This window comes from Ruminococcus sp. AM31-15AC (genome assembly GCF_003462045.1).
In the GTDB taxonomy this organism is placed as follows: domain Bacteria; phylum Bacillota; class Clostridia; order Oscillospirales; family Ruminococcaceae; genus Hominimerdicola; species Hominimerdicola aceti.
The window spans coordinates 1-24,209 of record NZ_QTYG01000012.1; the positions used below are offsets into that span (position 1 = coordinate 1).

At 43.9% G+C, this 24,209-nt stretch carries 21 protein-coding genes, 1 tRNA gene, 1 other RNA gene and 1 pseudogene; 10 read left to right on the forward strand and 14 right to left on the reverse strand.

The genetic code is table 11. The features are described 5' to 3' along the window. Positions 1-116 precede the first annotated feature (116 nt). From DW793_RS05185 to DW793_RS05195, 3 genes and pseudogenes are all read right to left on the reverse strand, one after another. A complete protein-coding gene (locus DW793_RS05185) occupies positions 117-1,613 on the reverse strand; it encodes a glycosyltransferase family 39 protein (RefSeq protein ID WP_181988296.1) in 1,497 nt (498 codons plus the stop codon). 232 nt (positions 1,614-1,845) lie between these two features. After that, positions 1,846-2,475 (reverse strand): uracil phosphoribosyltransferase, encoded by a 630-nt coding sequence (gene upp / locus DW793_RS05190; RefSeq protein WP_038671163.1) that lies wholly within the window; start codon positions 2,473-2,475, stop codon positions 1,846-1,848. A 92-nt stretch (positions 2,476-2,567) separates the two neighbouring features. Continuing rightward, positions 2,568-3,934, reverse strand: a pseudogene (locus DW793_RS05195) (solute carrier family 23 protein). Between the two features lie 303 nt (positions 3,935-4,237). Between DW793_RS05195 and DW793_RS05200 the strand changes: the two are divergent. The 4 genes from DW793_RS05200 (at position 4,238) to DW793_RS05215 (ending at position 7,366) form a co-directional block, all read left to right on the forward strand. Beyond that, positions 4,238-4,888, forward strand: coding sequence for an HAD family hydrolase (locus tag DW793_RS05200; RefSeq protein WP_118157264.1), 651 nt, complete (start codon positions 4,238-4,240; stop codon positions 4,886-4,888). Positions 4,889-5,021: 133 nt separating this feature from the next. Beyond that, a complete protein-coding gene (locus DW793_RS05205) occupies positions 5,022-5,369 on the forward strand; it encodes an Asp23/Gls24 family envelope stress response protein (protein ID WP_022288646.1) in 348 nt (115 codons plus the stop codon). A 41-nt stretch (positions 5,370-5,410) separates the two neighbouring features. Further along, on the forward strand, positions 5,411-7,045 hold the full coding sequence (locus tag DW793_RS05210) for a DAK2 domain-containing protein (RefSeq protein ID WP_118157265.1): 1,635 nt from the start codon (positions 5,411-5,413) through the stop codon (positions 7,043-7,045). Between the two features lie 57 nt (positions 7,046-7,102). Next, positions 7,103-7,366, forward strand: a complete 264-nt coding sequence (locus tag DW793_RS05215; protein ID WP_118157266.1) for a DUF6171 family protein — start codon at positions 7,103-7,105, stop codon at positions 7,364-7,366. A 412-nt stretch (positions 7,367-7,778) separates the two neighbouring features. Here the strand turns inward: DW793_RS05215 and pepF are convergent, their stop codons facing one another. From pepF to DW793_RS05245, 7 genes are all read right to left on the reverse strand, one after another. Further along, on the reverse strand, positions 7,779-8,963 hold the full coding sequence (gene pepF, locus DW793_RS05220) for an oligoendopeptidase F (protein WP_390624636.1): 1,185 nt from the start codon (positions 8,961-8,963) through the stop codon (positions 7,779-7,781). Next, positions 8,939-9,580: a hypothetical protein gene (locus DW793_RS15870; RefSeq protein ID WP_390624637.1), complete on the reverse strand. Its 642-nt coding sequence runs from the start codon at positions 9,578-9,580 to the stop codon at positions 8,939-8,941. Before DW793_RS15870 ends, pepF begins: the two co-directional genes overlap by 25 nt. Positions 9,581-10,088: 508 nt before the next feature. Further along, positions 10,089-10,772: a response regulator gene (locus DW793_RS05225; protein ID WP_022288650.1), complete on the reverse strand. Its 684-nt coding sequence runs from the start codon at positions 10,770-10,772 to the stop codon at positions 10,089-10,091. Continuing rightward, on the reverse strand, positions 10,765-11,883 hold the full coding sequence (locus tag DW793_RS05230) for a sensor histidine kinase (RefSeq protein WP_118157267.1): 1,119 nt from the start codon (positions 11,881-11,883) through the stop codon (positions 10,765-10,767). Before DW793_RS05230 ends, DW793_RS05225 begins: the two co-directional genes overlap by 8 nt. A gap of 189 nt (positions 11,884-12,072) precedes the next feature. After that, positions 12,073-12,717, reverse strand: coding sequence for a potassium channel family protein (locus tag DW793_RS05235; protein WP_117858509.1), 645 nt, complete (start codon positions 12,715-12,717; stop codon positions 12,073-12,075). Positions 12,718-12,729: 12 nt separating this feature from the next. Beyond that, complete coding sequence (locus tag DW793_RS05240) at positions 12,730-14,073, reverse strand: TrkH family potassium uptake protein (RefSeq protein WP_117938435.1); 1,344 nt, start codon at positions 14,071-14,073, stop codon at positions 12,730-12,732. 434 nt (positions 14,074-14,507) lie between these two features. Beyond that, a tRNA-Leu gene (locus DW793_RS05245) sits at positions 14,508-14,594 on the reverse strand. A gap of 224 nt (positions 14,595-14,818) precedes the next feature. Between DW793_RS05245 and DW793_RS05250 the strand changes: the two genes are divergently transcribed. The 6 genes from DW793_RS05250 (at position 14,819) to recR (ending at position 19,003) form a co-directional block, all read left to right on the forward strand. Next, positions 14,819-15,199 (forward strand): response regulator, encoded by a 381-nt coding sequence (locus DW793_RS05250; protein WP_038671146.1) that lies wholly within the window; start codon positions 14,819-14,821, stop codon positions 15,197-15,199. Next, complete coding sequence (locus DW793_RS05255) at positions 15,200-16,078, forward strand: chemotaxis protein CheX (RefSeq protein ID WP_118157268.1); 879 nt, start codon at positions 15,200-15,202, stop codon at positions 16,076-16,078. A 190-nt stretch (positions 16,079-16,268) separates the two neighbouring features. Beyond that, positions 16,269-16,368: signal recognition particle sRNA small type (gene ffs / locus DW793_RS05260), an RNA gene on the forward strand. 38 nt (positions 16,369-16,406) lie between these two features. Continuing rightward, positions 16,407-18,026, forward strand: a complete 1,620-nt coding sequence (dnaX, locus tag DW793_RS05265) for a DNA polymerase III subunit gamma/tau (RefSeq protein WP_278961368.1) — start codon at positions 16,407-16,409, stop codon at positions 18,024-18,026. Between the two features lie 24 nt (positions 18,027-18,050). Continuing rightward, positions 18,051-18,401 (forward strand): YbaB/EbfC family nucleoid-associated protein, encoded by a 351-nt coding sequence (locus DW793_RS05270; protein ID WP_022288657.1) that lies wholly within the window; start codon positions 18,051-18,053, stop codon positions 18,399-18,401. After that, a complete protein-coding gene (gene recR, locus DW793_RS05275; protein WP_117891828.1) occupies positions 18,401-19,003 on the forward strand; it encodes a recombination mediator RecR in 603 nt (200 codons plus the stop codon). The genes DW793_RS05270 and recR overlap by 1 nt, the downstream gene beginning before the upstream one ends. Positions 19,004-19,019: 16 nt before the next feature. Here recR and tadA read toward each other — a convergent pair whose 3' ends face one another. The 4 genes from tadA to fusA all read right to left on the reverse strand — a co-directional run bounded on the left by tadA (position 19,020) and on the right by fusA (position 24,190). Continuing rightward, positions 19,020-19,493 carry a tRNA adenosine(34) deaminase TadA gene (gene tadA, locus DW793_RS05280; RefSeq protein WP_117958038.1) on the reverse strand — a complete coding sequence of 158 codons (474 nt, stop codon included), beginning with the start codon at positions 19,491-19,493 and terminating at the stop codon, positions 19,020-19,022. Next, entirely contained in the window at positions 19,490-20,650 is a 1,161-nt protein-coding gene (locus DW793_RS05285) for a CPBP family intramembrane glutamic endopeptidase (protein WP_118157269.1), read from the reverse strand. Before DW793_RS05285 ends, tadA begins: the two co-directional genes overlap by 4 nt. Before the next feature lie 147 nt (positions 20,651-20,797). Then, a complete protein-coding gene (gene tuf, locus DW793_RS05290; protein WP_117877670.1) occupies positions 20,798-21,997 on the reverse strand; it encodes an elongation factor Tu in 1,200 nt (399 codons plus the stop codon). A 114-nt stretch (positions 21,998-22,111) separates the two neighbouring features. Next, positions 22,112-24,190, reverse strand: a complete 2,079-nt coding sequence (fusA, locus tag DW793_RS05295; RefSeq protein WP_118157270.1) for an elongation factor G — start codon at positions 24,188-24,190, stop codon at positions 22,112-22,114. Positions 24,191-24,209 lie beyond the last annotated feature (19 nt).

Below are 24,209 nucleotides of genomic sequence, written 5' to 3' on the forward strand. Positions count from 1 at the left end.
AAAATTCAGCCAAAATAGTTATTTTTGCGATCTGGCATAAAAAAGAGCCGAGATTTCCCAAAAGCAGGAAATCTCGGCTCTTTGAGCGCTGTTTTTTTACAACGCCTTTTTTTATCTTATTTTGAAGCACTCACACGCTTACAAAGCCGTGAAATGATCGCTGTGATAAATCTTGTTCCTGCAGTGCAAAGAAGCATTATCACGGGGATAAATGTGACGATATATCTAGGTGGATTTTCCCATATAAGGAAAAAGAGTATAACTCCCGTGAGAGTCACTATGCTGAAAAACAAAGCCGAATGGCGACGCTTGCCAGCGGCATAAACTGCACCAAACGCCATTGCTATGAGCATTGCACTGTGATAGCCGTCTACATAGCTACCAAGCAAGCGACTGTTCAATACCTCTCGCAAACCACCTGAGGGGTCGGAGCGTGAGAGATATTTGCCATAGGAAAAACCACCGCTGTCCCACGTTCTGGCGACTTTGTGATAAGCCATTTTGCAGGCTTCATAAGGGGTGCTTATGTTTTCAAGGCGGGCTTTTATTTCCCGGATGTTCGCCTGCTTTTTGGCGTCATATGTATCAAATGACATTGTGAAGTCAACGTCCTCGTCAACGTGGGTCTTGTATTCGCTGTTAAGGCTCATCATTATCCAGTGTGTAACAGGGAAACGATATCTGTCTACCATTTTTTCATCAGAGATACCCATAGCAAGACCGCCATAGTATGCCGCCTTTGACACGCCAATAAGCAGCATAACAGCCGCAAGGCTCAGGATAGCTCCCCTTTTTACACCCATTTTCAGCACAAAAAATATCATCGCTGAAATCAGCATTACTGCAATGCTTCCCTTGACAGTGTTTCCAAGTGCGATAAAAAGGCTTGCTATAAGAGCATAGACAACGCTTTTGGTTTTGCTTTTTTCTTTCACCGCAAGGGTCAGAAAATAAAGGGTACAGCTTACAAATATCATGCCTGCTGTGTCAGAATGAAAAAACGGAGTATAAAGCAGCATAACAGGCATAAGTGCCGAAATAATGCCGCAAAAAAGCCTTTGGCTGTTAAGTTTGAATATCCTCTCCCCTGTGAGAAAGGTCATTATTACGCTAAGTTGAATAAGAATTACGTTAAAGGTCTGCCCCGCATAGATGCTCACGCCGCCGGTGAAAAGCTTCCATAAGGCGAAAAATGGTATCTGCAAATATATCATACCCCATGCGTTAGGGTATTTTGCAGCATAAATACGGTAGCTTTCTTTGATGCTCCCCAGATCTTCACCCATGACAAAGCGTTTTGCAAACTCCCCTGTTATTTTGGGGTCAACCATTTCGTAATTGTAATAAAGATAACGCACAAACAATATCTGCAATGCAAGCAAAATCAGGCAGAAAAAAGCAAATATAAGTCTGACACGCTTTTTGGTAAGCTTCTTTTCACAGCGTTTCAGAGCAATATACAACACTATCGCCGCCGCAAGGAAAAATGGTCCAAGATAAAGCATTTGTATGTTACTGCGTTTTATGTATGAGATAAACACAGTTGCAGTGCAACAGCAGCACACGATCATGCTTGTGACCGCAAAAAATCGGTCAGTTTTCTTCACAAACATTTTTAGCTCCTTATTAGGGTGTATCCTCATAATATATTTTTTACATGAGTTCGCCCTGCTTTTTTATTTTGTTCTATATTTCTACATTTGAATTATATCATCAACGGAAATAAGTTTCAATTATTTTAACAACTGAAATTGAAGGAACTTTTTAAAGTTTTTTTAGTGAAGAAAACAAAAAAATCGCCGCTCTGTTGCAAAATACAGAGCAGCGAGTATTAGTATAAGACCATTATTTTGTGCCGAAGATCCTGTCACCTGCATCGCCAAGACCAGGAACGATATAAGCGTCCTCGTTGAGCTTTTCATCAAGGTTGCCTACATAAATGTCGATATCAGGGTGAGCCGTTCTCAGAGCGTCAAGACCCTCAGGAGCAGCGATTATGCACATGAACTTGATGTTCTTGCAGCCCTTGTCTTTCAAAAAGTCAACAGCCTGTATCGCAGATCCGCCTGTCGCAAGCATTGGGTCGCAGACAATAACAAGTCGCTCGTTTATTCTATCAGGAAGCTTGCAGTAATACTCATGTGGCTCGTGTGTGACCTCGTCACGATAAAGACCGATATGTCCTACCTTTGCAGACGGAACAAGTGCAAGAAGTCCGCTTACCATGCCAAGACCTGCCCTCAGGATAGGCACGATAGCAAGCTTTTTGCCGCAGAGCATAGGGAGCTTTCTTGTGGTGATAGGTGTTTTGACCTCAACGTCTTCTGTTGGAAGATCTCTCATAGCCTCATAGCCCATGAGCATTGCGACCTCTTCCACAAGTATACGGAACTCTCTTGTTCCGGTCTTTTCGTCACGCATAAGCGTTATTTTGTGCTTTACAAGCGGGTGATTGATGATATTTACGTTTCCCATTTTCCGATTTCCTTTCGTAATGATTTATAAATTCGCATTTTTTTGTGTGCAGTAACGTGCGAACACTGTTCGCCTCTGCAATTTTGTTATAATTATTTCTTGGCTGCGTTGCCTTTTTTCTTTGAGAGCATAACGTTTGTAAGAATGCCAAGGATAAGTGCTGCCGCTACTTCTGTGAGTGTTATATCACCAAATGTGAGTGTCAAACCGCCGATACCTGCAATGAGGATAACGGACACAACAAAGAGATTTCTGTTATCGTCAAGGTTTGCGTCCTGTATCATTTTAAGACCTGAAACTGCGATAAAGCCGTAAAGAGCGATACAAACGCCACCCATTACGCAGGCAGGGATAGAATCAACGAACGCAACAAGCGGAGTGATAAATGAAAACAGCATACAGCCTATTGCTGCCGCAAAGATAGTTACAACAGATGCATTCCCCGTGATAGCAACGCAGGCAACGGACTCGCCGTATGTTGTGTTCGGACAGCCGCCGAACAGTGCTCCAGCGATAGAACCTACACCGTCGCCGAGAAGCGTTCTTGTAAGACCAGGCTCTTCAAGGAGGTCATGATCGATAATAGAAGAAAGGTTTTTATGGTCAGCAACGTGTTCTGCAAAAACAACAAGTGCAACCGGCACATAGGCTACAAATATAGTTGCAAAATATGAGAAGTCGAACTCCTTAAGACCTTTCAGACCTGAAACAAATGCAAAGTCAGGCAGGCTAACAAATGTTTTCAGTGAAACGCTGCCGTCTGTGAGCATATAGCTGCTGAAAATGCTGAAATCTACTATTTTAAGTGCGTCAATATCACATATATTGCCGATAACAGTGAAGATTGCTGCGGCTGCATAGCCTGCGAGGATACCAATTATAAAAGGTATAAGTCTGAGTGTTTTCTTGCCATATGTTGAGCAAAGCATTACCACTGCGAGGGTAATAAGTCCACAAACAAAAGCCACATATGATGAGCCAACAGGCACGTTGGACACAGTTTCGATGATCTCAGGTGTGCCGCTGTCTGTTGACACTGCATACTCTGTTACCTGCTTTGTAACATCGCCTTTGAGCAGGTCGCCAACAGCATTTCCTGCAAGGGAAAGTCCGATTATAGCGACGGTCGGTCCTATTACCACCGCAGGCATGAGCTTATTGAGCCAGCCTACTCCAACAAATTTTACTACTATTGCGATAACGACATATACAAGTCCTGCAAGCAGTGCGCCAACGATAAGTCCAAGCATGCCAAGCTGCATTGAAACGCCGCCTGCAAAAGCCGCCGCCATTGAGCCTAAAAAAGCAAAGGACGAGCCAAGGAACACAGGGCTTTTTCTTTTTGTAAAAAAGATATAACTATAGTTCCCACACCTGCACCAAACATTGCAGCCGCAGGAGTAAGACCGTTGCCGATAATAAGCGGCACAGCGATGGTCGCCGCAAGGATAGCCAGCATCTGCTGAAGTGCGAACACTACCAGTTGACCAGCCTTTGGCTTGTCTGAAACATCAAAAATAAGTTTCAAAATAACACCTCATTCATATTTATTCTTTTCCCATATAAAAGGAAAAATACTTCTTTGCGATACGTTTTGACACAAACCGCCTTTTTAATTTTAACTTATAACAATATTTTTGTCAATGAGCTAAATGCCGTATTTCAGCAGGATTTTTTGTGCGTAATTGCCCATTTTCTTTGACAAAAAAGCCATTTTGCGTTATAATAGCAATTGATATATTGTATTATGTGAGGTAACGACATGAAAAATTACAGATATGTTCTTTTTGACCTTGACGGCACGCTTACTGAGTCGGGCGAAGGCATAATAAATTCGGCTGTATACGCACTGAAAAAGTTCGGCATAGAGCCTGAGATGAGCACAATGACAAAGTTTCTCGGCCCGCCGCTGAAAGACTCTTTCAGGGATTTTTACGGCTTTGATGATGAAAAATGCGAACAGGCTGTTAAATACTACCGTGAATATTACACCACCAAGGGCATTTTCGAGAACCGTGTTTATGACGGCATTGAGGAGTGTCTTAAAAAGCTGTCAGAGGCTGGGCTTCACCTTGCGGTGGCGACTTCTAAGCCGCAGGTCTTTGCGGTGAAGATACTGGAGCATTTTCACCTTGCACAGTATTTTGACTACATAGGCGGTGCGGAGCTTGACGGCTCTAGGAGCGTAAAGGCGGACGTTATCGTGCACACTCTGAAAAACTGCGGAGTTAATGACCGCTCGCAGGTGATAATGGCAGGCGACAGGCATCATGACGTGCTTGGTGCAAAAGCTCTTGGTATAGATTGTATCGGTATGCTTTACGGCTACGGCACAAGAGAGGAGCTTTCAAAGGCAGGTGCGGTGTATATAGCCGAAACGCCTCTGGAAGCCGCAAAATGGCTTCTGGGATAAATTTGACAGGTGTACAAAAGAGCGAAAACCTATTGCAAAAGTCAAATGTTTATGATATAATAAAATAAATTATTATGTGGCGGCATAAGAAATAAGCTTGTGATCCTGCCACGATCAAGAGGAGTTGTTTTCTGTGATAAAGTTTCGCAACCACATTGGAACTATAGGTATATCCACTGGATATCTCAGACAGCTTATCTCGGATACTGCCGAAAGCTGTTTCGGCGTGGCAGGACTTAACGCCTATGGTGCAAAACAGGGCGTTTCTGCAATGCTAAAGAAAGAGAACACTACAAAGGGCGTTATAATCCGTCAGGACGGGGACGAGCTTATCGTTGACCTGCACATCACTGTGAACTACGGCATAAATGTCGGAGCTATCGTTGACAGCATCATTCACAAGGTAAATTATGTTCTGACAGAGCAGGCAGGGGTCAACGTTAAATCTGTGAACGTTTACGTTGACGAAATGAAAGGCTGAACGTCCTAGGATATCTATAACAGTATAGGAGGAAAACTATAGTGATAAACGGAGGCTTGCTGCGTGACGCTGTCATAAGTGCCGCACACAGCATATCTAACAAGAAAAAATCAGTTGACGAGCTTAACGTGTTCCCAGTACCTGACGGAGATACAGGAACAAATATGTCAATGACTATAACAAATTCCGTGGCAGAGCTTGAAAATCTCAGCGACGATACAGACTGCTCAGTTGTGGCAAACACAGCAGCTTCTGCACTTCTTAGAGGTGCAAGAGGAAACTCAGGCGTTATACTTTCGCTTATTTTCAGAGGCTTTGCAAAAGGACTTGCAGGCAAAAAGGAAATGGGTGCGAACGAACTTGTTGAATCACTGGAGCAGGGCGTTTCAGGAGCATACAAGAGCGTAATGAAGCCTACAGAGGGAACTATCCTGACAGTTGCAAGAGAGTCTGCGGAGAAAGCAAGAGAAATGCTCCACTCCACAAACGATCCTATTATTATAATGGAGGAAGTTTGCAAACAGGCTGAACTTTCACTGAACGAAACACCAAAGCTTCTCCCTGCACTTGCCAAGGCAGGCGTTGTTGACGCAGGCGGCAAGGGACTTCTCATTATCTTTGAAGCAATGAGAGATGTATTCAAGGGTGGCGAAATAGTAAAGGCTGATGCTCCTGCACAGAAACAGCAGGTAACAGTCGACACATTTGCGGCTACTGTTGGTCAGTATGACTGTGAGATACACTTCACATACTGCACTGAAATGATAATCACAAAGAAAGCTGACGCTGACGATTCATCAAAGCTCAGGGCTTATCTTGAAACCATAGGTGACTGCGTTGTAGTTGTCGAAGACGATGAGATAATAAAGGTACACGTTCATACCAACGACCCTGGTAAGGCTATCCAGAAGGGTCTTGAATTTGGCTACATCAATCTGCCAAAGATAGAAAATATGAAGCTCCAGCACAAGGCCAGACAGAAAGAAGCAAAACAGGAGTTCGTTCCTGCAAAGCCTGAAAAGCAGTACGGCTTTGTTGCAGTTGCGGCAGGAAACGGCATTGAGTCAATGTTCAGAGATATCGGTGTTGACTGCATTGTTAAGGGCGGACAGACCATGAACCCTTCTACTGAGGATATACTTGCGGCAATAATGTCATGCCCCGCTGAAACAGTTTTTGTTCTGCCAAACAACAAGAACATCATCATGGCGGCTGAGCAGGCTGTTAAGCTTGCAGACAGAAAGGTATGCGTGCTTCAGACAAGGACTATACCGCAGGGAATGTCAGCAATGCTGGCATTTGACCCTGACGCTGATTTCAATACGAACCGCATTGAGATGACCAATGCACTTGAAAGAGTTGCCACAGGTCAGGTAACATTTGCGGCAAGGGATTCTGACTATGAGGGTCACGCTATCAAGCAGGGCGAGATACTCTGCATTGAAAACGGCAAGCTGAGCTTTGTGGAAAAGGACGTTTCAAAGGCAGCTTACAAGCTCACAAAGAAGCTTGTTAAGGGCGACAGCTCATTCATCACGATCCTTTACGGCTCAGATGTTACAGACGAGGCGGCTGAGGCACTGCAAAAGCAGGTAGCTGCGAAGTTCTCAAATCTTGATGTAAATCTTATAAACGGCGGTCAGCCTGTTTACTACTACATCATTTCTGTAGAATAAGATAACAAGGCGGACGGCATTGAGCTGTCCGCTTTTTTGTACAATGGAGAAATTTTTATGAGTGATATAACAAAGATCAGGTGCAGAAAATGCCTGTTGGAGGATATGGACGAAAATGATTTTCTCCGTGATATGCGTTCACACATTGCGGCATACCCTGCGGACAAGAAAGTATCAGAGGAAGAGTATCGTCAGCGTTTGGATTTTTGCAAGGATTGCGAAAAGCTTGTGGACGGAATGTGCGTTTTATGCGGCTGTTATGTTGAGCTGAGGGCGTTGAAGATAGGTATGCGTTGTGCAGATATAGATAAGAAGTGGTAAAGGCATACTGTTCATTCAGGCAAGTTCCTTCCGCCGCAAAATCGCTACGCTCTTTGCGGGTTTTACTTTGTTTAATGGGATAGAAAAAGCGGTGCAGAGATTTTTTCTCCGACACCGCTTTATTGTTTCTTTTACTTTTGTGTGCTTTTATTTCTTTATCTGCACCGCTTGGTAGGCTTACGCCTATTGAGGCTCTGCCTCAAACTCCGACAGGGCTTTGCCCTGTACCCACAAGGGACTCTGCTCCTTGACCCTGCAAGCCCTCTAACGCCGGGCTTGAGCCTGCGTTTTATCTCTCGCTACGCTCGGTGTTGGGGGCACAACTCTGGTCAGCTATGCTCATTCCTCATTCCTAATTCCTAATTCCTCATTCCTCATTCCTCACTCCTCACTCCTAACTCCTCACTTACTCCTACTCCGCCATTGCCTCTTCCATTTCCTTTACAAGCTCTCCGAACATTGCAAGTGCTTCATTAATAGGCTGAGTTGTTGCCATATCTACTCCTGCACCCTTAAGCAATGAGATAGGGTCAGTTGAGCAGCCGCCTTTCAGGAAGCCTATATAGTCCTTTACCGCAGGTTCGCCATACTTCAATATCCTCTGTGAAAGTGCGATAGCCGCAGAATAGCCTGTTGCATACTGATAAACATAATAGTCATAATAGAAATGAGGTATCCTTGCCCACTCCAATTTTATCTCATCATCAAGCACTATTCCGTCACCGAAATAAAGCTTGTTTAGCTCGCCGTAAAGCTCGTTCAGCCCCTCGGCTGTCAGACTCTCCCCTGCCGCTACCATTTCATTTATTTTCAGCTCAAACTCTGCGAACATTGTCTGGCGGTAAAGTGTGGTACGGAACTGCTCAAGGAAGTAATTTATAAGATACGCTCTCTGCTTTTTATCCTCGGTATTTTTCAGCAGATACTGCATGAGCAATGCTTCATTGCAAGTTGAAGCTACCTCTGCCACGAAGATAACGTAATCTGAATATACCACAGGCTGATTTTTGTTTGAAAGATACGAGTGTATAGCATGACCCATTTCATGTGCCAGCGTGAACATACAGTTAAGTGTATCCTTATGATTGAGTAGCACATAAGGGTGAACTCTTGCACCTGCGGAATATGCTCCGCTTGTTTTGCCCTCGTTCTCGTAAACGTCTATCCAGCGGTTTTCAAAGCCCTCTTTGAGTATCGCAAGGTAATCCTCGCCCATAGGTGCAAGGGCTTTCAGGACAGTTTCCTTAGCCTCCTCAAATGTTATCTTCATATCAGCGTCAGGAACAACAGGAGTATAAAGGTCATAGAAATGAAGTTCGTCAACGCCCAAAAGCTTCTTTCTCAGTGCAACATAATCGTACATATAGTGCATATTGTCATGGACGGCTTCAATAAGGTTTTTGTACACAGAAACAGGTACTTCTGTTCCGTCCAAAGCGGCTTCAAGGCTTGAATCATATCTTCTTGCCTTTGCATAGAAGTTCACCGCTTTTATCTGTGCCGACAGTGTTGCCGCACAGGTGTTCTTGAACTTGTCAAATGTGCCGTACATAGACTCGAAAGCCGACTTTCTCAGTACTCTGTCCTCGCTCTGCACCAGTGGATATAGCTTCCGTGCGTGACCTGATGAGCCTTGCCGTCCTTATCCACAGCGTCAGGGAAACGCAGGTCTGCGTCAGAAAACATTGAGTAGATATTCTCAGGGGACTGACCAATTTCACCAGTCAGGGCAAGTATCTTCTCCTCAGCCTCAGAGAGGATATGAGCCTTTTTACGACGCAGCTTATCCAGCGCACGCTTATAAAGCTTCAACTCAGGCTTATCCTCATAGAATTTCTGAAGCTTATCCTCCTCGATAGAAATGATCTCAGGTGTTTCAAAGCTTCCTGCTGAATTTACTGCAACATAAGCGTTCATAAGCTGACCAATAAAGCCCTGATACTTTGCATTTGCAGTGTCCTCGTCAGAACGTCTTTGAGCATAGTTGCCAAGGCTGTCGCAAAGAACAGATATCTCGTCTGAAAGCTGCATAAAATCATAAAGCGTGTCAGCACTCTCACTAAGCCTGCCCTTGAACGCCGCTATTCTCTCAGGCATAGCCTTCAGCTTCTGCAAGTCCTCCGCCCACTTTTCGTCAGTGGCATAAATATCCTCCAGTGCCCACTTGAACTGTTCAGGCACTTCACTTCTCTTAGGTATTCTTTCTTCGCTCATTTTCATGACCTCGTTTCTATAATAATAGGTATAGGCTTGTCTTGTGTGGTATTGCCTATAATTAATTTGCGTAACGCTGGTTACATTATACCCCATTGACGTACTTTTGTCAAATTAGGGCAGGTGAACTGTAAAATAATACACGATACAAATAAAAATACGCCCAGCGGCATAAAGCTAGGTGCCAATCTCCTTTGCGAGCTTTATTGCCTTCTTTTTAAACTCTTCATCATATTGTTTTCCTGTTCCCATTGATGACACACTCCCTTATTTTTATTATACTTTGATTGTTTTGTATGTGTCAAGTTTTATTATACAGGATCACAACTATGATATAGGAGATTCAGGACTGATATAATCACAGCATAAGAAAAAGGGCAATGTCCTCCGTGAGTGGAAGGCATTGCCCTTTTTTCCTTTAGAAAAAAATCAGTTCAATTGTTTTTTCAGCCATTGAAGGCGATACAGATCATCAAATAAAGTGTCTGCTTTGTACTGCTCCCTAAAACTATAATTTCATCATACGATACCCAATACCGATATGTGTTTGTATCAGCGCCTGACTGCTGTCACTCAGCTTTTTTCGCAGGGTAGCCATAAATACACGCAGGGAGGCTTCGCTGTTATCCGCAGGAGTTCCCCATACACTTTGGATAATGTACTTATGCGTCAGCACCTTGCCGACATTCTTGGCAAGCAGGCAAAGCAGCTTGTATTCTATCGGTGTCAGGTGAATTTCTTCATCATCAAGGTGAACACAGCCCGAAACATAGTCTATCCGTAGTCTGCCATTGACAAACTCCGTGACCGAGATGTTTTCGGACTTCATAAGCCGCCTTTGTATCACCCTGAGCCTTGCGAGAAGTTCGTCAACAGAGAAAGGCTTTGTCAGGTAATCATCTGCACCTTTGTCAAGGGCTGTTATCTTGTCCCTTTCCTCGCTCCTTGCACTGACTATGATGATAGGAACATCGCTCCAAGTGCGTATATGCTCTATCACCTCAACGCCGTCAATATCAGGCAGTCCAAGATCAAGTATGATAATATCAGGCTTATGCGAAGCGCTGAGCATGATCGCTTCATTGCCCCTGACAGCAGTAATAAAGCGATAGTCGTTCATTTTAAGAGTAGTTGTAATAAGATTTCTGATAGGCTTGTCGTCCTCCACCACCAGAACAAGATATTCATTCATTTAGATCGACCTCTCCTATTGGCAGAGTAAAGCTGACAACTGTACCGTTTGGTATGTTGTCGCTGACAGATATAGTACCGCCGTGTGAAGTAATAATTGACCTGCACAGTGCAAGCCCCAGCCCCAGACTTCTTCTGCTGTCTGAGGAACGGCTGCCGCCCGTATAGAACATATCAAATACCCTTTCTTTTTCTTCATCGGAGATACCAGTGCCGTGATCGGACACGGATATCACAACAGTATGCGCATTTTCTCGGCGCACACTGACGGTAACATCAGAATCTTCATCACTGTACTTGACAGCATTATCCATAAGATTGACTATGACCTGTACGATGAGGTTCGCATCTGCCATAACGGGGATTATCTCGTCATACATATCAACGATGATATTTCGCTTTGGGTGAGTGCGTTTGGTGTGTCTGACAGCCTCCTGAACAATGTCATCAAGTATCTCTACCGAGATATTGAGCTGCATTCTGCCGTCCTCAATTCGTGTGGCGTATAAAAGATTTTCCACCATTTCGATAAGCCACATTGATTCGGAATAAATATCCGTGTATATCTGCTGACGTGCTGATTCATCAAGCGTATCGCCACCGGAAATGAGCGTACTGGCATTGCCTGATATGGAGGTCAGAGGTGTTCTGAGATCATGGGATATGGAACGGAGCATATCAGCTCTAAGCTGTTCATTCTGCGCCAGAAGTGCCGCCTCCTCCTTTTCACGGGCATTCTGCTCGGCGATCAGGATATTGCGTTTCAGCTTATTGGCAAGCGTTCCTGCAATGAACGCTGTAATAAACATCGTCACAAATGTGACAAGATAGCCTGCATCGTGAACTGAAAGAGAAAACTCAGGATAGGTGAAGAAGCAGTTGAAAAGCATTACTCCTACTAATGATGATATCAGGCAGAAATACATCTTTGATGTAAAAATGGATATCACAAGCACAGCAATAATATACAGCATGATAATGTCCGCATCGGCAAGTTGAAAGGCTTTGAATGCGTATCCGGCAAGTGTTGCGGCTGTCAGCACCACAATACATATAGCGGAGTCTTTGAACACAGAAAATGCTTTAGAGCTTTTTATAGAATTAGCAGTCATAAGGATCACCCTTGTTATTATAACATATCACTTTTGTGTTCGTCAACATCATCTTCTGACAGGTCGTGTCCACGTCTGCTCTTTTGTATCTCCTCGATGAATTCATCTACTTTTTCATAATATAAAAGCCGTAGAGAAACATTGCTCCTACAGACAGTGCAAGCAGAACATCTCTCACACGATCATCTCCTAGATCCTGAAACATTTCTGGATATCCCGAACCTCACCTATGACAAATGCGATGTCATCAGTTTCAATTACAGTGTCTGGTGCAGGGATAAATACCTCTTCTCCACGTTTGATCGTCAGAATATTGATCTTGAATTTCTTTCGTATATCGATCTGTGAAAGCGACTTTCCGAACCAGTCCTTCGGTACTTTCAGTTCGTAGATCGAATAATTGTTATCCAGATGAATAAAGTCGAGTATGCTGTCTGATGCATATTTTGTAGCAATGCGAAGTGCCATCTGCTTCTCAGGATAGACAACCTCATCGGCTCCGTTTTTAAGCAGGAATTTCATTTGTACATCATTTGTCGCACGGGATATGACTTTCTTTGCCCCCAGCTCCTTGAGCAAAGACGTTGTTTCCAAAGAGGACTGAAACCGGCTGCCGAGGGCAACGATACAAACATCATAGTTTCCTACACCAAGTGAACGGAGAAATTCCTCATTGGTGCTGTCACCGATCCTTGCGTTGGTCACATAAGGCAGTATATCGTTGATATGCTTCTCATTTTCATCTACTGCCATGACCTCACACCGAAGCTCCTCCATGCGTCTGGCAATATGACTGCCGAATTGACCTACTCCGATAATTAAAACTGTTTTCATATATAAAACTCCTTATCCTACGGATATTTTTTCAAGCGGTAAGCGTGAATTCTGACTGTCCGCCGACGGCAGAGCTGCATAAATGAGTGTCAGTCCGCCAACTCTCCCGAAAAACATAAGTATCATCAGTATCACACGGGATACAGCAGACAGACCGCTTGTAATGCCGAGTGACAGCCCTACTGTACCGATAGCTGAGCTTGTTTCAAACAGACAGGTCAGCAGCGGTAGATTTTCCACTCTGCTGATAATGACACCGCTTGTAAAGAACAATACAAGATACATAAACAAAACAGCGCCTGCACTGCGGACAGTTTCGTCTGATATTCTTCTTTTGAAGCACTGCACATCATTTCTGCGGCTAAACACTGTGATCGCAGAAAGGAACAGAACAGCAAAAGTCGCTGTTTTCATACCGCCTGCGGTGGAACCTGGAGAACCGCCTATAAGCATAAGAATGACCATAATGGCTGTACCTGATTCATCCATAGCAGCGAGATCAGTTGTGTTAAAGCCTGCGGTTCGTGTTGTGACAGACTGAAACAGTGAATGGATCGTCCGGTCATGGATAGTCCCATGGTCATATTCAAAAAAGAAGAAATACAGCGCAGGCAGAACGATCAAGACAGCAGATGTCATCAGTACGACCTTGCTTTGCAGAGAGTAGCGCCTGATCCTGTGCTTGTGTGTTCCGATATCGCCCCAGACGAGAAAGCCGATGCCTCCCGTAATAATTAGCAGCATAATGATGATATTGAGATAGATGTTGCTGTGGTAAAAGGTCAGCGACGAGAACGGTTCTTTTATGCCGAACAGATCAAAGCCTGCATTGCAAAAAGCCGATATGCTGTGAAACAAGGAATACCACAGTCCCTTAGCGAAACCAAGATCATTGCAGAAAACGGGTGCAAGCAAAGCCGCACCGATCATCTCTATGATAAGTGATGTTTTAAGGATAAAGCCTGTCAGCTTCACAATACCGCCTACCTGCGGTGCGGAGATGGATTCCTGCATCGTACTGCGCTGCCACAGACCGATTTTCCGCCCTGATGCTCTAATGATCGTAAGCCCGACGGTGATAACGCCCATACCTCCGATCTGAATTAGCATCAGAATGACCGCCTGCCCGAACAGAGACCAGTATGTAGCAGTATCCTTTACAACAAGCCCAGTCACACAGGTAGCTGAAACGGCTGTGAACATTGCATCAGGGAATGAAGTCACACACCGCTGCCTTGATGAGATCGGCAGCATCAGAAGCAATGAACCTACCAGAATTAGGCAAAAGAAACTGATAATGATGACCTGAAATGAAGTCATATGAGTTCTGTTTTTTACTCTATTTTTATGTAACATCGTACACCTCTCGTTTAAATTATAGCTTTATTATATCACATGAGCGGTTAAGGTGCTGTTAAGATTACGGTTACGGCGTTAAGATTTCGTTAAGGCACAATATTGATGTGTGCTGCTTGCCCGTAGTCTATTGGAACACCTGCAAACCGTTCTGCACAAGTCCATATCATAATTATGGAGCGCCACAATGACAGCATACCCTTTTTGGAACTGAATAACCTGAGATTTGCTCACACAAGCACTTCTCAGGTCTTTTCTTTTCAGACGGTTAGTTTTCCGCTCCGCAGGCTCGGACGGCTCTGAGGGGCGTTTCAGTTCGTCTGAAGTGGCTTTCAAGCGAGGTCATCGCCAATGCTCTTGGTGGTGAAGCAGAGACAGAAGAGAATGAGGACTCTAATAAAAAAACAGGCTCTTGATACAAGAACCTGTTCTCCTGGTGCCGGTGACCGGGGTCGAACCGGTACGGTATCGCTACCATCGGATTTTGAGTCCGACACGTCTGCCAATTCCATCACACCGGCACATAACATTATGATTATAGCATACTTTTTTCATTTTGTCAAGCAAACTGCAAGTAAATTCTGCATTTACTCGTTTGTATATTTTCAACATAAAACATATTTGACGACTCTTGACTTTTGGAGAATTTTATGATATAATTAAAAACAAGGCAGTAGAGAAATTATTTTCTCCGTCATCGGCAATTACGGAACTGCTGCCGCAAAATAATCGGGAGGGATCTATCGTGAATATAAATGAAATGACAGTGCTTATATGCGACGATTCTATGTTCGCTCGCAAAAAGCTCAGCATGTCTATTTCTGGATTTGGAGTAAAAGCCGTTTATGAAGCAGCCGACGGTGAAGAGGCTGTTAGCAAATATAAGGAGTTCAAGCCTGACGTGGTTTTCATGGATATCATTATGCCAAAGGTAACAGGTATTGAAGCCCTCAAACAGATAATAGCAGAAGACCCTGACGCTAAGGTGATAATGGCTTCTTCTGTTGGTACTCAGAGCCATTTGAAAGACGCTCTTAAGTCGGGAGCTGTGGACTTTTTGCAGAAACCTATAGCTGATAACGACGCTCTTAAAGTTCTTGAGAACGTTGCAAAGGGGGTACTGTAAATGTTTGCGCAGTTTTTTGGAGGCTACCTCTTTAACCATAAGCTTTGTACCGCTGAGGATCTTACTCAGGCTTTCGAGGCTAAAAAGCATACAAGACTTCGCCTTGGCGTTCTTGCTATAAACGCTGGTCTTATGACAGCCGAGCAGGTGGAGCACGTCAATATCACTCAGCAGAGTGTCGATAAACGTTTTGGCGACCTTGCCGTGGAGCTTGGCTACGTTACCGCTGACGACGTTGAAAAGCTTCTCGCTCAGCAGCCTACAGATTACCTGCTCCTGGGTCAGACCCTTGTTAATAACGGTGCTCTTACCAATGCTGAGTTTGAAAAGGCACTTAAAGACTATAAGGCTGAAAATCAGATAACCGACGATATTTCAGACAATCAAACAGAAACTCTACATAACCTTATCAATGAGTTCTATCATTTTGACAATGATGAAAATGCCCGTATCTGTACTGATTATGTTACTTTGCTTTTCAAAAATCTTATCAGATTTATCGGTGACGATTTCACTCCTATGGAAGCGTCAGTTATAAAGAATTTTGCAGCAGAACATATCGTTATCCAAAAAATAAATGGAAAATATAACGCTGAGGCTTGCATTGCCACAGATTCAAAGACATATATGGCTTTCGCTGAGAGGTTTGCCAAAGAGAGCTTCACGGAGGTCGATGACTTTGTAAACGCTACAGCAGGCGAATTTCTGAACGTAAACGACGGTCTGTTCGTTGTAAATGAGTCAAACGAACATGGCGTTGAGCTTACACTCACACCGCAGAAATTTTTGGAAAATGGTGAGCTTGCCCTGTCAGGCACTGCATTCTGTATCCCGGTGAACTATCCGTTCGGCAAGCTGAATTTCATCATTGCCACCTGATATAATTTTACAAGCACATAATATCCGCCGCTGTCCAGCTTTGTTCAGCGGCGTTGATGTTCTTTGCCTTTTTTATAACTTTTTTTCAAAAACACTTGAAATTTCATTGGAAGTATGTTATAATAGTAAGGTAACAAAAGTTAGATTGATATGATTCAGTTATTGTTCCTCATCAATCCGAGATATAGGTGTGCGGGTCCTGTGCAATGAAACGCTGTGAACCATGTCAGGCGGGGAACCGAGCAGCATTAAGCGGTTTGTTTCGTGTGTCACAGTTCCGCCCGCACGCCCATATGTCGGATTGATTTTTTTTATTTTCTTGATTGGAGTGAGAGTTTTGTATCAGGCATTGTACAGAAAATGGCGTCCAATGTCATTTGACGATGTTGTTTCGCAACCGCATATTACAACTACTCTCAAAAATCAGATAAAAAGCGGCAAGACCGCTCATGCCTATCTTTTCACAGGCTCGAGAGGTACGGGAAAGACCACCTGCGCAAGAATTTTTGCAAAGGCTATCAATTGCCTTGACCCACATGACGGTGAGCCATGCCTTGAATGTGAGATATGCAAAGACGCTGACAACGGCACTCTTTCCGATATTATCGAGATTGACGCTGCTTCAAATTCTAAAGTAGACGATATCAGAGAACTGCGTGAAGGCGTTGTCTATACTCCTGAAAGATGTAAATATAAGGTATATATCATAGACGAGGTGCATATGCTTTCTGCGGGCGCATTCAACGCCCTGCTGAAAACTATGGAAGAACCTCCTCCGCATGTCAAGTTTATTCTTGCCACTACGGAGATACATAAAGTTCCTGCTACTATCGTGTCGAGATGCCAGCATTTCGACTTTCACAGGATAAGAAACGAGGATATCGTTTCAAGGCTTAAGTATATTGCTTCTCAGGAGGGCTTTACCCTCCACGAAGATGCCGCAGGCATGATAGCAAGGCTTTCTGACGGTGGTATGCGTGACGCACTTTCTCTTTTAGACCAGTGCGTTGCCTATGAAAATGACATCACACTTGACGTTGTGTCATCAGCTTCCGGCATTGCGGGACGTGATTATCTTTTTGATATTCTCGAAAAGATAGCCGAAAAGGACGCCGCAGGCGCACTCAGAGTCGTTGACAAGCTTTATGATATGTCAAAAGATCTGAAAGTCTTAGCAGGCGAACTGCTCGCTCAGATGAGAAATGTCATGATAATAAAAACTATCGACAACAACAAGGATCTTATAACTTGTCTGCCTGACGAGTATGAAAGACTTAAAGCCCTTGCAGAACGCATGAAGCTGGACGAGATACTCGGGGATATAAATACTTTGCAGGAGTGCAGCGAGCGTTTTGCAAAAAGTACATCAAAGCGTATCGAGCTTGAAATGTGTATCATAAAGCTGTGCGGAGCTGCTCAAAAAGCAGGTGCCACTGCGCAGGCTGTATCAGGCAATGCTGAGATCACAGTGCTTCTTAATAGAATAACTCAGCTTGAGAATGCACTAAAAAATGGTGCCGTTTTGCAGACTCAACCGCAGATCGCCACACCGGCTCAGCAGGAACAAGCTCCACCGCCAAAGCCTTTTGACCCGGATTTCAAGAAAATGAAAGCAAGCGACTTCAAGCTTGTGCAGACTTGGGACAACATTGTTGAGCAGGTCAAGCAGACAAATCCTGCCATAGGCTGTTTCTTAGTCAATTCAAAGGCTTATATGTGTCAGAATGTGTTGCTTATGATAGTACACAATGACTTTTATCTCAAAAAGTTCAAAGCAAGCGGCGATGCTACGGTGCTTAATGAGATACTGAAAAATAATTTCGGACAAAACTTCACTATCAAAGTCAAATCAGCCAAAAATGTCGCACCTGAGGATACGGAAAATCCTATAAATCAGTTGCTTGACAAGGCGAAAAAACTTGATATTGAAGTTGATATAAAAAAATAATTTTGAATATAAGGAGTTTTTAAAATGAAAGCAAGACTTCCACAGGGAATGGGCAAAGGTCCTTCCAATAACATGAATCAGATGCTCAAGCAGGCTCAGAAAATGCAGGACGAGATCACAGCTCTTCAGGCAGACCTTGAGCAGAGAGAGTTCACAGGTACAGCAGGCGGCGGAGTTGTTGAGGTAACTATCAACGGCAAGAGAAACGTCCTTAAGCTTGATATCAAGCCTGAGGTAGTTGATCCAGAGGACGTTGAAACACTTCAGGACCTCGTTATGGCAGCTTTCAATCAGGCTGTTGCTAACCTCGATGAAGTAAGCGACACTGAAATGCAGAAACTCACAGGCGGAGTATCATTCCCAGGTCTGTTTTAATGGCTGAGTCAAACGCACTGCCTTTGGTACTTCTGGCAGAGCAATTTGCAAAGCTCCCTGGTATAGGCATGAAGTCCGCACAGCGCCTTGCCTACTATGTTATGTCCATGACAGATGAGGACGCATCGGCTTTTGCAGCGGCTATCACTAATGCCCACAAAAGCGTTCATCTTTGCAGCGTTTGCCAGAACTTTACTGACAAGCCAAAGTGTCCTATCTGTGCCGACCCAAGACGTGACCACACAACGGTCTGCGTAGTAGAAGACCCAAAGGATATAGCCGCTTTCGAGCGTACTAAGGAGTACAAAGGCGTTTACCATGTTTTGCATGGACTTCTCTCCCCTATGGACGACATTTCCCCTGACAAGCTTAAAATAAAAGAACTGCTTTCGAGGATAGAGCCTGAGAATGTTAAAGAAGTCATTATGGCTACTAATCCTACAGTTAATGGCGAAGCTACGGCAATTTACATTTCAAGGCTGCTGAAACCCCTTGGTGTAAAGGTCACACGTTTGGCGTTCGGTCTACCCGTTGGCGGAGTGCTTGAATATGCTGATGAAGTAACGCTTTACAAGGCTTTGGAAAATCGAAACGAAATATAAGGAAAACCTCCCCGAACTATTCGGAGAGGTTTTTTTTACGTCTAAGATTTTTGAAAAATTCCGTCAGTGTATCTGCACACCGCTCTTGCAGTATACCGCCTGTGCAAAGAGGTTTGTGATTATAGGGTAGCTCAAAAAGATTTACCACCGACCCGCAAGAACCAGCCTTTTTGTCATACGCACCAAAAACCACACGCTCAATTCGAGAATTTATTATCGCACCCGTACACATAGGACAAGGCTCGAGAGTAACAAAAAGCTCACAACCCATAAGCCGCCAACCCCCAAGATTGCGACTCGCTTCCTCAATAGCCACAAGTTCTGCATGAGTCAAAGGGGAACGCCCATACTCACGACGATTGAATCCCCTGCCGATTATTTCACCGCTGGAACGCTTCACAACTATCGCACCCACAGGTACTTCCCCCTGCTCTGCGGCAATTTCCGCAAGCTCCAACGCTTTTTTCATGTAAAGCTCATCCCTCGTCATATTATCCTCGCACACACAAACATGGTCACAAGAATTGCAGCTATCCACACTGCGATCGAGTTAGTTGCAATGAAAGACTTAACTCGCTTTGACATCGTCATAAAAGAATTATCATTTTCAATGTTGAATGTCCAGTCACCAAAGCTTGTAAGCTTCGAGTACATCACAAGTGATACACCAACGATCACTGTACAGATTATGACTTCTGCTATTTTGGCATAAGGAAGATCATAGAGAACAATGTAACTTAATACAAAATTCGTGATGTGGGCGCAAATACTCATTGAAATTGCAGTAAAAACCGATCCTGTTCGTATAGTAAAAAGTCCAAGAACCGCAGTACAGCATACAACAAAAGGCAGATATGTAATATCATAGTAGCACAAACCGTTCACAACAGCAGTGATTATAATAGCGAAGGTGTCGCCAAATTGACGAAAAGTCTGCAAAAAAATTCCTCGAAATACTATCTCTTGCATTATAGGAACAATGATCGCAAAGAAGGCAAAAGAAACAAGAGCTACAACAGGATCTTCAGAGAATACAAAAATAGAATATATCCCGTCTAAATGCACAGTTGAGAACAGCAGACTAAGGATATATTGTCCAACTCTGCCCACAACGATTATGACCATCATAATAACCACAGCAGTTCCACGCATTTTTTCGTAGCCCTTTGAATTTGCAAAAACGACTTTATTAGGGATCTTAGTAACGATCTTAAAAATTAGACCAGGCACAACAAACTTTGCGGCAAACAACAGACCTAAAATAAAAGTCATTCCAACACCATATCTGCCATATCCGCCATCTGTTTGAGAAAAATACACAAATGTACCAGTTGTATCCGGCGCGTATTTATTCACTATAAAATAGTTAAGAAAATCAATAGCAAGCATTACCACAAGACAAATGCCCAACAAACTACAGCATTTTAGCATAGAGATCCTCTCAGCTACCTCTGCCTTATGAGGCACAAAACCCTCGCCATCAATGTATGAGTGTTCTCTTGTATCATGTATAAACTGGAATCCAAAAGAATTCTGAGGATTTGAACGCCACTTTGCAAACGACTTCTTATAATCATCACTCTGATTTTGATAAGTGGTATCCTGGGCAACGTCAATCATATAATCTTTAGTATTTGTATCGTTCAAATTCTCACCTCCGATATACTAATTATAGCATATCACCGTACTTTTTTAAAGCATACAAATATCATTTAACTCATTATTCATAATATTTTAAGACAAAAAAAGATCGGATACATATTAGTACCCGATCTTTATATAGCGAACTAAAAATTAGTCTCTAACAGCTGTAACGACGCCAGAACCTACTGTTCTACCACCCTCACGGATAGCGAAACGAAGTCCCTCTTCGATAGCGATTGGAGTGATAAGCTCAACATCCATCTCTACGTTATCGCCAGGCATGCACATTTCCTTGTCAGCAGGAAGTGTGATAACGCCAGTAACGTCTGTTGTTCTGAAATAGAACTGTGGTCTGTAGTTGTTGAAGAATGGAGTATGACGGCCGCCCTCTTCCTTCTTCAGAACGTAAACCTGACCTGAGAACTTTGTGTATGGGTGAATGGAACCTGGCTTACAAAGAACCTGGCCTCTCTGAATGTCAGATCTCTGGATACCACGGAGAAGTGCACCGATGTTGTCGCCTGCCTCAGCGTAGTCAAGGATCTTTCTGAACATCTCGATACCTGTTACAACAGTCTTTGGTCTCTCAGTTGAAAGTCCGAGGATCTCAACTTCGTCACCAGTCTTGAGCTGACCTCTTTCAACTCTACCAGTAGCAACTGTACCACGGCCTGTGATTGTGAATACGTCCTCAACAGGCATCAGGAATGGAAGATCAGACTTTCTGTCTGGTGTTGGAATGAATGAGTCAACAGCGTCCATAAGGTCAAGGATTGGCTTGTAAGCTGGATCTGAAAGATCATCTGGAGCTTCAAGAGCTGCAAGAGCTGAACCCTTGATGATTGGAGTCTCATCGCCAGGGAAATCGTACTTGTCGAGGAGCTCTCTGATATCCATCTCAACGAGATCGAGAAGCTCTTCATCGTCAACCTGGTCAGCCTTGTTCATGAAAACAACGATAGCTGGAACGCCTACCTGTCTAGCAAGGAGAAGGTGCTCTCTTGTCTGAGCCATAGGACCATCAGAAGCAGCAACTACGAGGATAGCGCCGTCCATCTGAGCAGCACCAGTGATCATGTTCTTTACATAGTCAGCGTGGCCTGGGCAGTCAACGTGAGCATAGTGACGGTTCTTTGTCTCATACTCAACGTGAGCTGTGTTGATTGTAATTCCTCTCTCTCTCTCCTCTGGAGCTGAGTCGATGTTGTTGTAATCCTTCTTCTCAGCAAGACCTTCAAGAGCAAGAGTCTTTGTGATAGCAGCAGTAAGAGTTGTCTTACCGTGGTCAACGTGACCGATTGTACCAATGTTAACGTGTGGTTTGGTTCTTTCGAAATGTGCCTTTGCCATAGGAATTTTCCTCCTTAAAATTTAATAGTTTCCGATTTAACATACCGTAGTATAATTATATCAAATAAAAAGCAAATTTGCAATAGAAAAAGCAGAAAATTTTCCGCAAATTTATTAGTCCTTGTTTCTTGAAGCCATGATCTTCTCAGAGATAGACTTTGGTACCTGAATGTAGCTGTCAGGCTCCATTGTGTACTGTCCACGACCCTGTGTCTTAGAACGCAGGTCATTTGAGTAACCAAACATTTCAGACAGTGGAACGAGAGCATCTACCTGAACAGCACCGGTTCTCTGCTCCTGACCGAGGATCTGTCCACGACGGGAGTTGAGGTCGCCTATAACTGTTCCGAGATAATCATCAGGAGCGATAACGCAAACCTTCATGATAGGCTCAAGAATGATTGGTGAAGCCTTTCTCATAGCCTCCTTGAACGCCATAGAACCGGCGATCTTAAATGCCATTTCAGAAGAGTCGACTTCGTGATAAGATCCATCGTACAGCTCGACCTTAACGTCAACTACCTGGAAGCCTGCGAGAACACCATTCTCCATAGCGCCCTTGATACCTGCGTCAACTGCAGGAATGTATTCCTTAGGAATAGCACCGCCGACAACCTTGTTGATGAACTCATAGCCCTTACCGGACTCGTTTGGCTCAACGTTGATCTTAACGTGACCGTACTGACCCTTACCACCTGACTGCTTAGCGTACTTGTAATCAACGCTTGCAGGAGCAGTAATTGTTTCCTTATATGAAACCTGAGGAGCGCCGACATTAGCCTCTACCTTGAACTCACGGAGAAGTCTGTCTACGATGATCTCAAGGTGCAGCTCGCCCATTCCGGCGATAATTGTCTGACCTGTTTCCTCAGAAGTATAAGTTCTGAATGTTGGGTCCTCTTCAGCAAGCTTTGCAAGAGCGATACCCATCTTTTCCTGACCTGCCTTAGTCTTAGGCTCAATAGCGAGCTGAATAACAGGCTCAGGGAATTCCATTGACTCAAGAAGTACAGGATGATCTTCATCACAAAGAGTGTCACCTGTTGTTGTGTTCTTCAGACCGATAGCGGCACCGATATCACCAGCGTAGATAGTATCGATATCCTTTCTAGCGTTAGAGTGCATCTGAACGATTCTTCCGATTCTCTCGTCCTTATCCTTAGTGGAGTTATAAACTGTAGAACCGGCTGTCAGAACACCTGAATAAACTCTGAAGTAGCAGAGCTTACCAACGAATGGGTCTGTAGCGATCTTGAATGCGAGAGCAGCGAATGGCTGATCGTCGCCTGAAATTCTCTCAACTTCCTCACCTGTATTTACGTCAGTACCCTTGATGTGTGGTACGTCGATAGGTGAAGGCATATAATCTACAATAGCGTCAAGAAGCTTCTGAACGCCCTTGTTTCTGTATGAAGTTCCGCAGGTAACAGGTACCATTGTGTTAGCGATAGTACTCTTTCTGATTACCTTCTTCATCTCGTCGATAGTGATCTCTTCGTCTGCGAAATACTTCTCAGCGAGATCGTCATCAACTTCTGCAAGATGCTCGATAAGGTCAGCGTGATACTGTTCAGCCTTTTCCTTGAGGTCCTCAGGAATTTCTTCCTGACGGATATCCTTTCCAAGGTCGTCATAGTATACATAAGCCTTCATTTCGAGCAGGTCGATGATTCCCTTGAAGTCGTCCTCAGCGCCGATAGGGAGCTGGATAGGAACGGCATTACAATGAAGTCTTTCATGGAGCATATTCAAAACGTTGTAGAAGTCTGCGCCCATGATATCCATCTTGTTGACATATACCATTCTTGGTACCTGATAGTTATCAGCCTGTCTCCAAACTGTTTCAGTCTGAGGCTCAACACCACCCTTAGCACAAAGAACTGTTACAGAACCGTCGAGTACACGAAGTGAACGCTCAACCTCAACTGTAAAGTCAACGTGACCCGGAGTATCTATAATGTTGAGTCTGTGACCCTTCCAGTAGCAAGTAGTAGCAGCAGAAGTAATTGTGATACCTCTCTCCTTCTCCTGTGCCATCCAGTCCATTGTAGATGCACCGTCGTGTGTTTCACCGATCTTATAGTTTACACCGGTATAAAACAGGATACGCTCTGTAGTAGTAGTCTTGCCGGCGTCGATGTGTGCCATGATACCGATATTACGGTAATCCTGCAATTTACATTCTCTTGCCATATATATCCTCCTTTATACC

Coding starts and splice junctions, on each gene's coding strand:
- DW793_RS05185 (WP_181988296.1), bottom strand. CDS start 1,613: ATGTTTGTGAAGAAAACTGACCGATTTTTTGCGGTCACAAGCATGATC.
- upp (WP_038671163.1), bottom strand. CDS start 2,475: ATGGGAAACGTAAATATCATCAATCACCCGCTTGTAAAGCACAAAATA.
- DW793_RS05200 (WP_118157264.1), top strand. CDS start 4,238: ATGAAAAATTACAGATATGTTCTTTTTGACCTTGACGGCACGCTTACT.
- DW793_RS05215 (WP_118157266.1), top strand. CDS start 7,103: ATGAGTGATATAACAAAGATCAGGTGCAGAAAATGCCTGTTGGAGGAT.
- DW793_RS15870 (WP_390624637.1), bottom strand. CDS start 9,580: ATGAGCGAAGAAAGAATACCTAAGAGAAGTGAAGTGCCTGAACAGTTC.
- DW793_RS05225 (WP_022288650.1), bottom strand. CDS start 10,772: ATGAATGAATATCTTGTTCTGGTGGTGGAGGACGACAAGCCTATCAGA.
- DW793_RS05230 (WP_118157267.1), bottom strand. CDS start 11,883: ATGACTGCTAATTCTATAAAAAGCTCTAAAGCATTTTCTGTGTTCAAA.
- DW793_RS05235 (WP_117858509.1), bottom strand. CDS start 12,717: ATGAAAACAGTTTTAATTATCGGAGTAGGTCAATTCGGCAGTCATATT.
- DW793_RS05240 (WP_117938435.1), bottom strand. CDS start 14,073: ATGTTACATAAAAATAGAGTAAAAAACAGAACTCATATGACTTCATTT.
- DW793_RS05255 (WP_118157268.1), top strand. CDS start 15,200: ATGTTTGCGCAGTTTTTTGGAGGCTACCTCTTTAACCATAAGCTTTGT.
- DW793_RS05270 (WP_022288657.1), top strand. CDS start 18,051: ATGAAAGCAAGACTTCCACAGGGAATGGGCAAAGGTCCTTCCAATAAC.
- recR (WP_117891828.1), top strand. CDS start 18,401: ATGGCTGAGTCAAACGCACTGCCTTTGGTACTTCTGGCAGAGCAATTT.
- tadA (WP_117958038.1), bottom strand. CDS start 19,493: ATGACGAGGGATGAGCTTTACATGAAAAAAGCGTTGGAGCTTGCGGAA.
- tuf (WP_117877670.1), bottom strand. CDS start 21,997: ATGGCAAAGGCACATTTCGAAAGAACCAAACCACACGTTAACATTGGT.
- fusA (WP_118157270.1), bottom strand. CDS start 24,190: ATGGCAAGAGAATGTAAATTGCAGGATTACCGTAATATCGGTATCATG.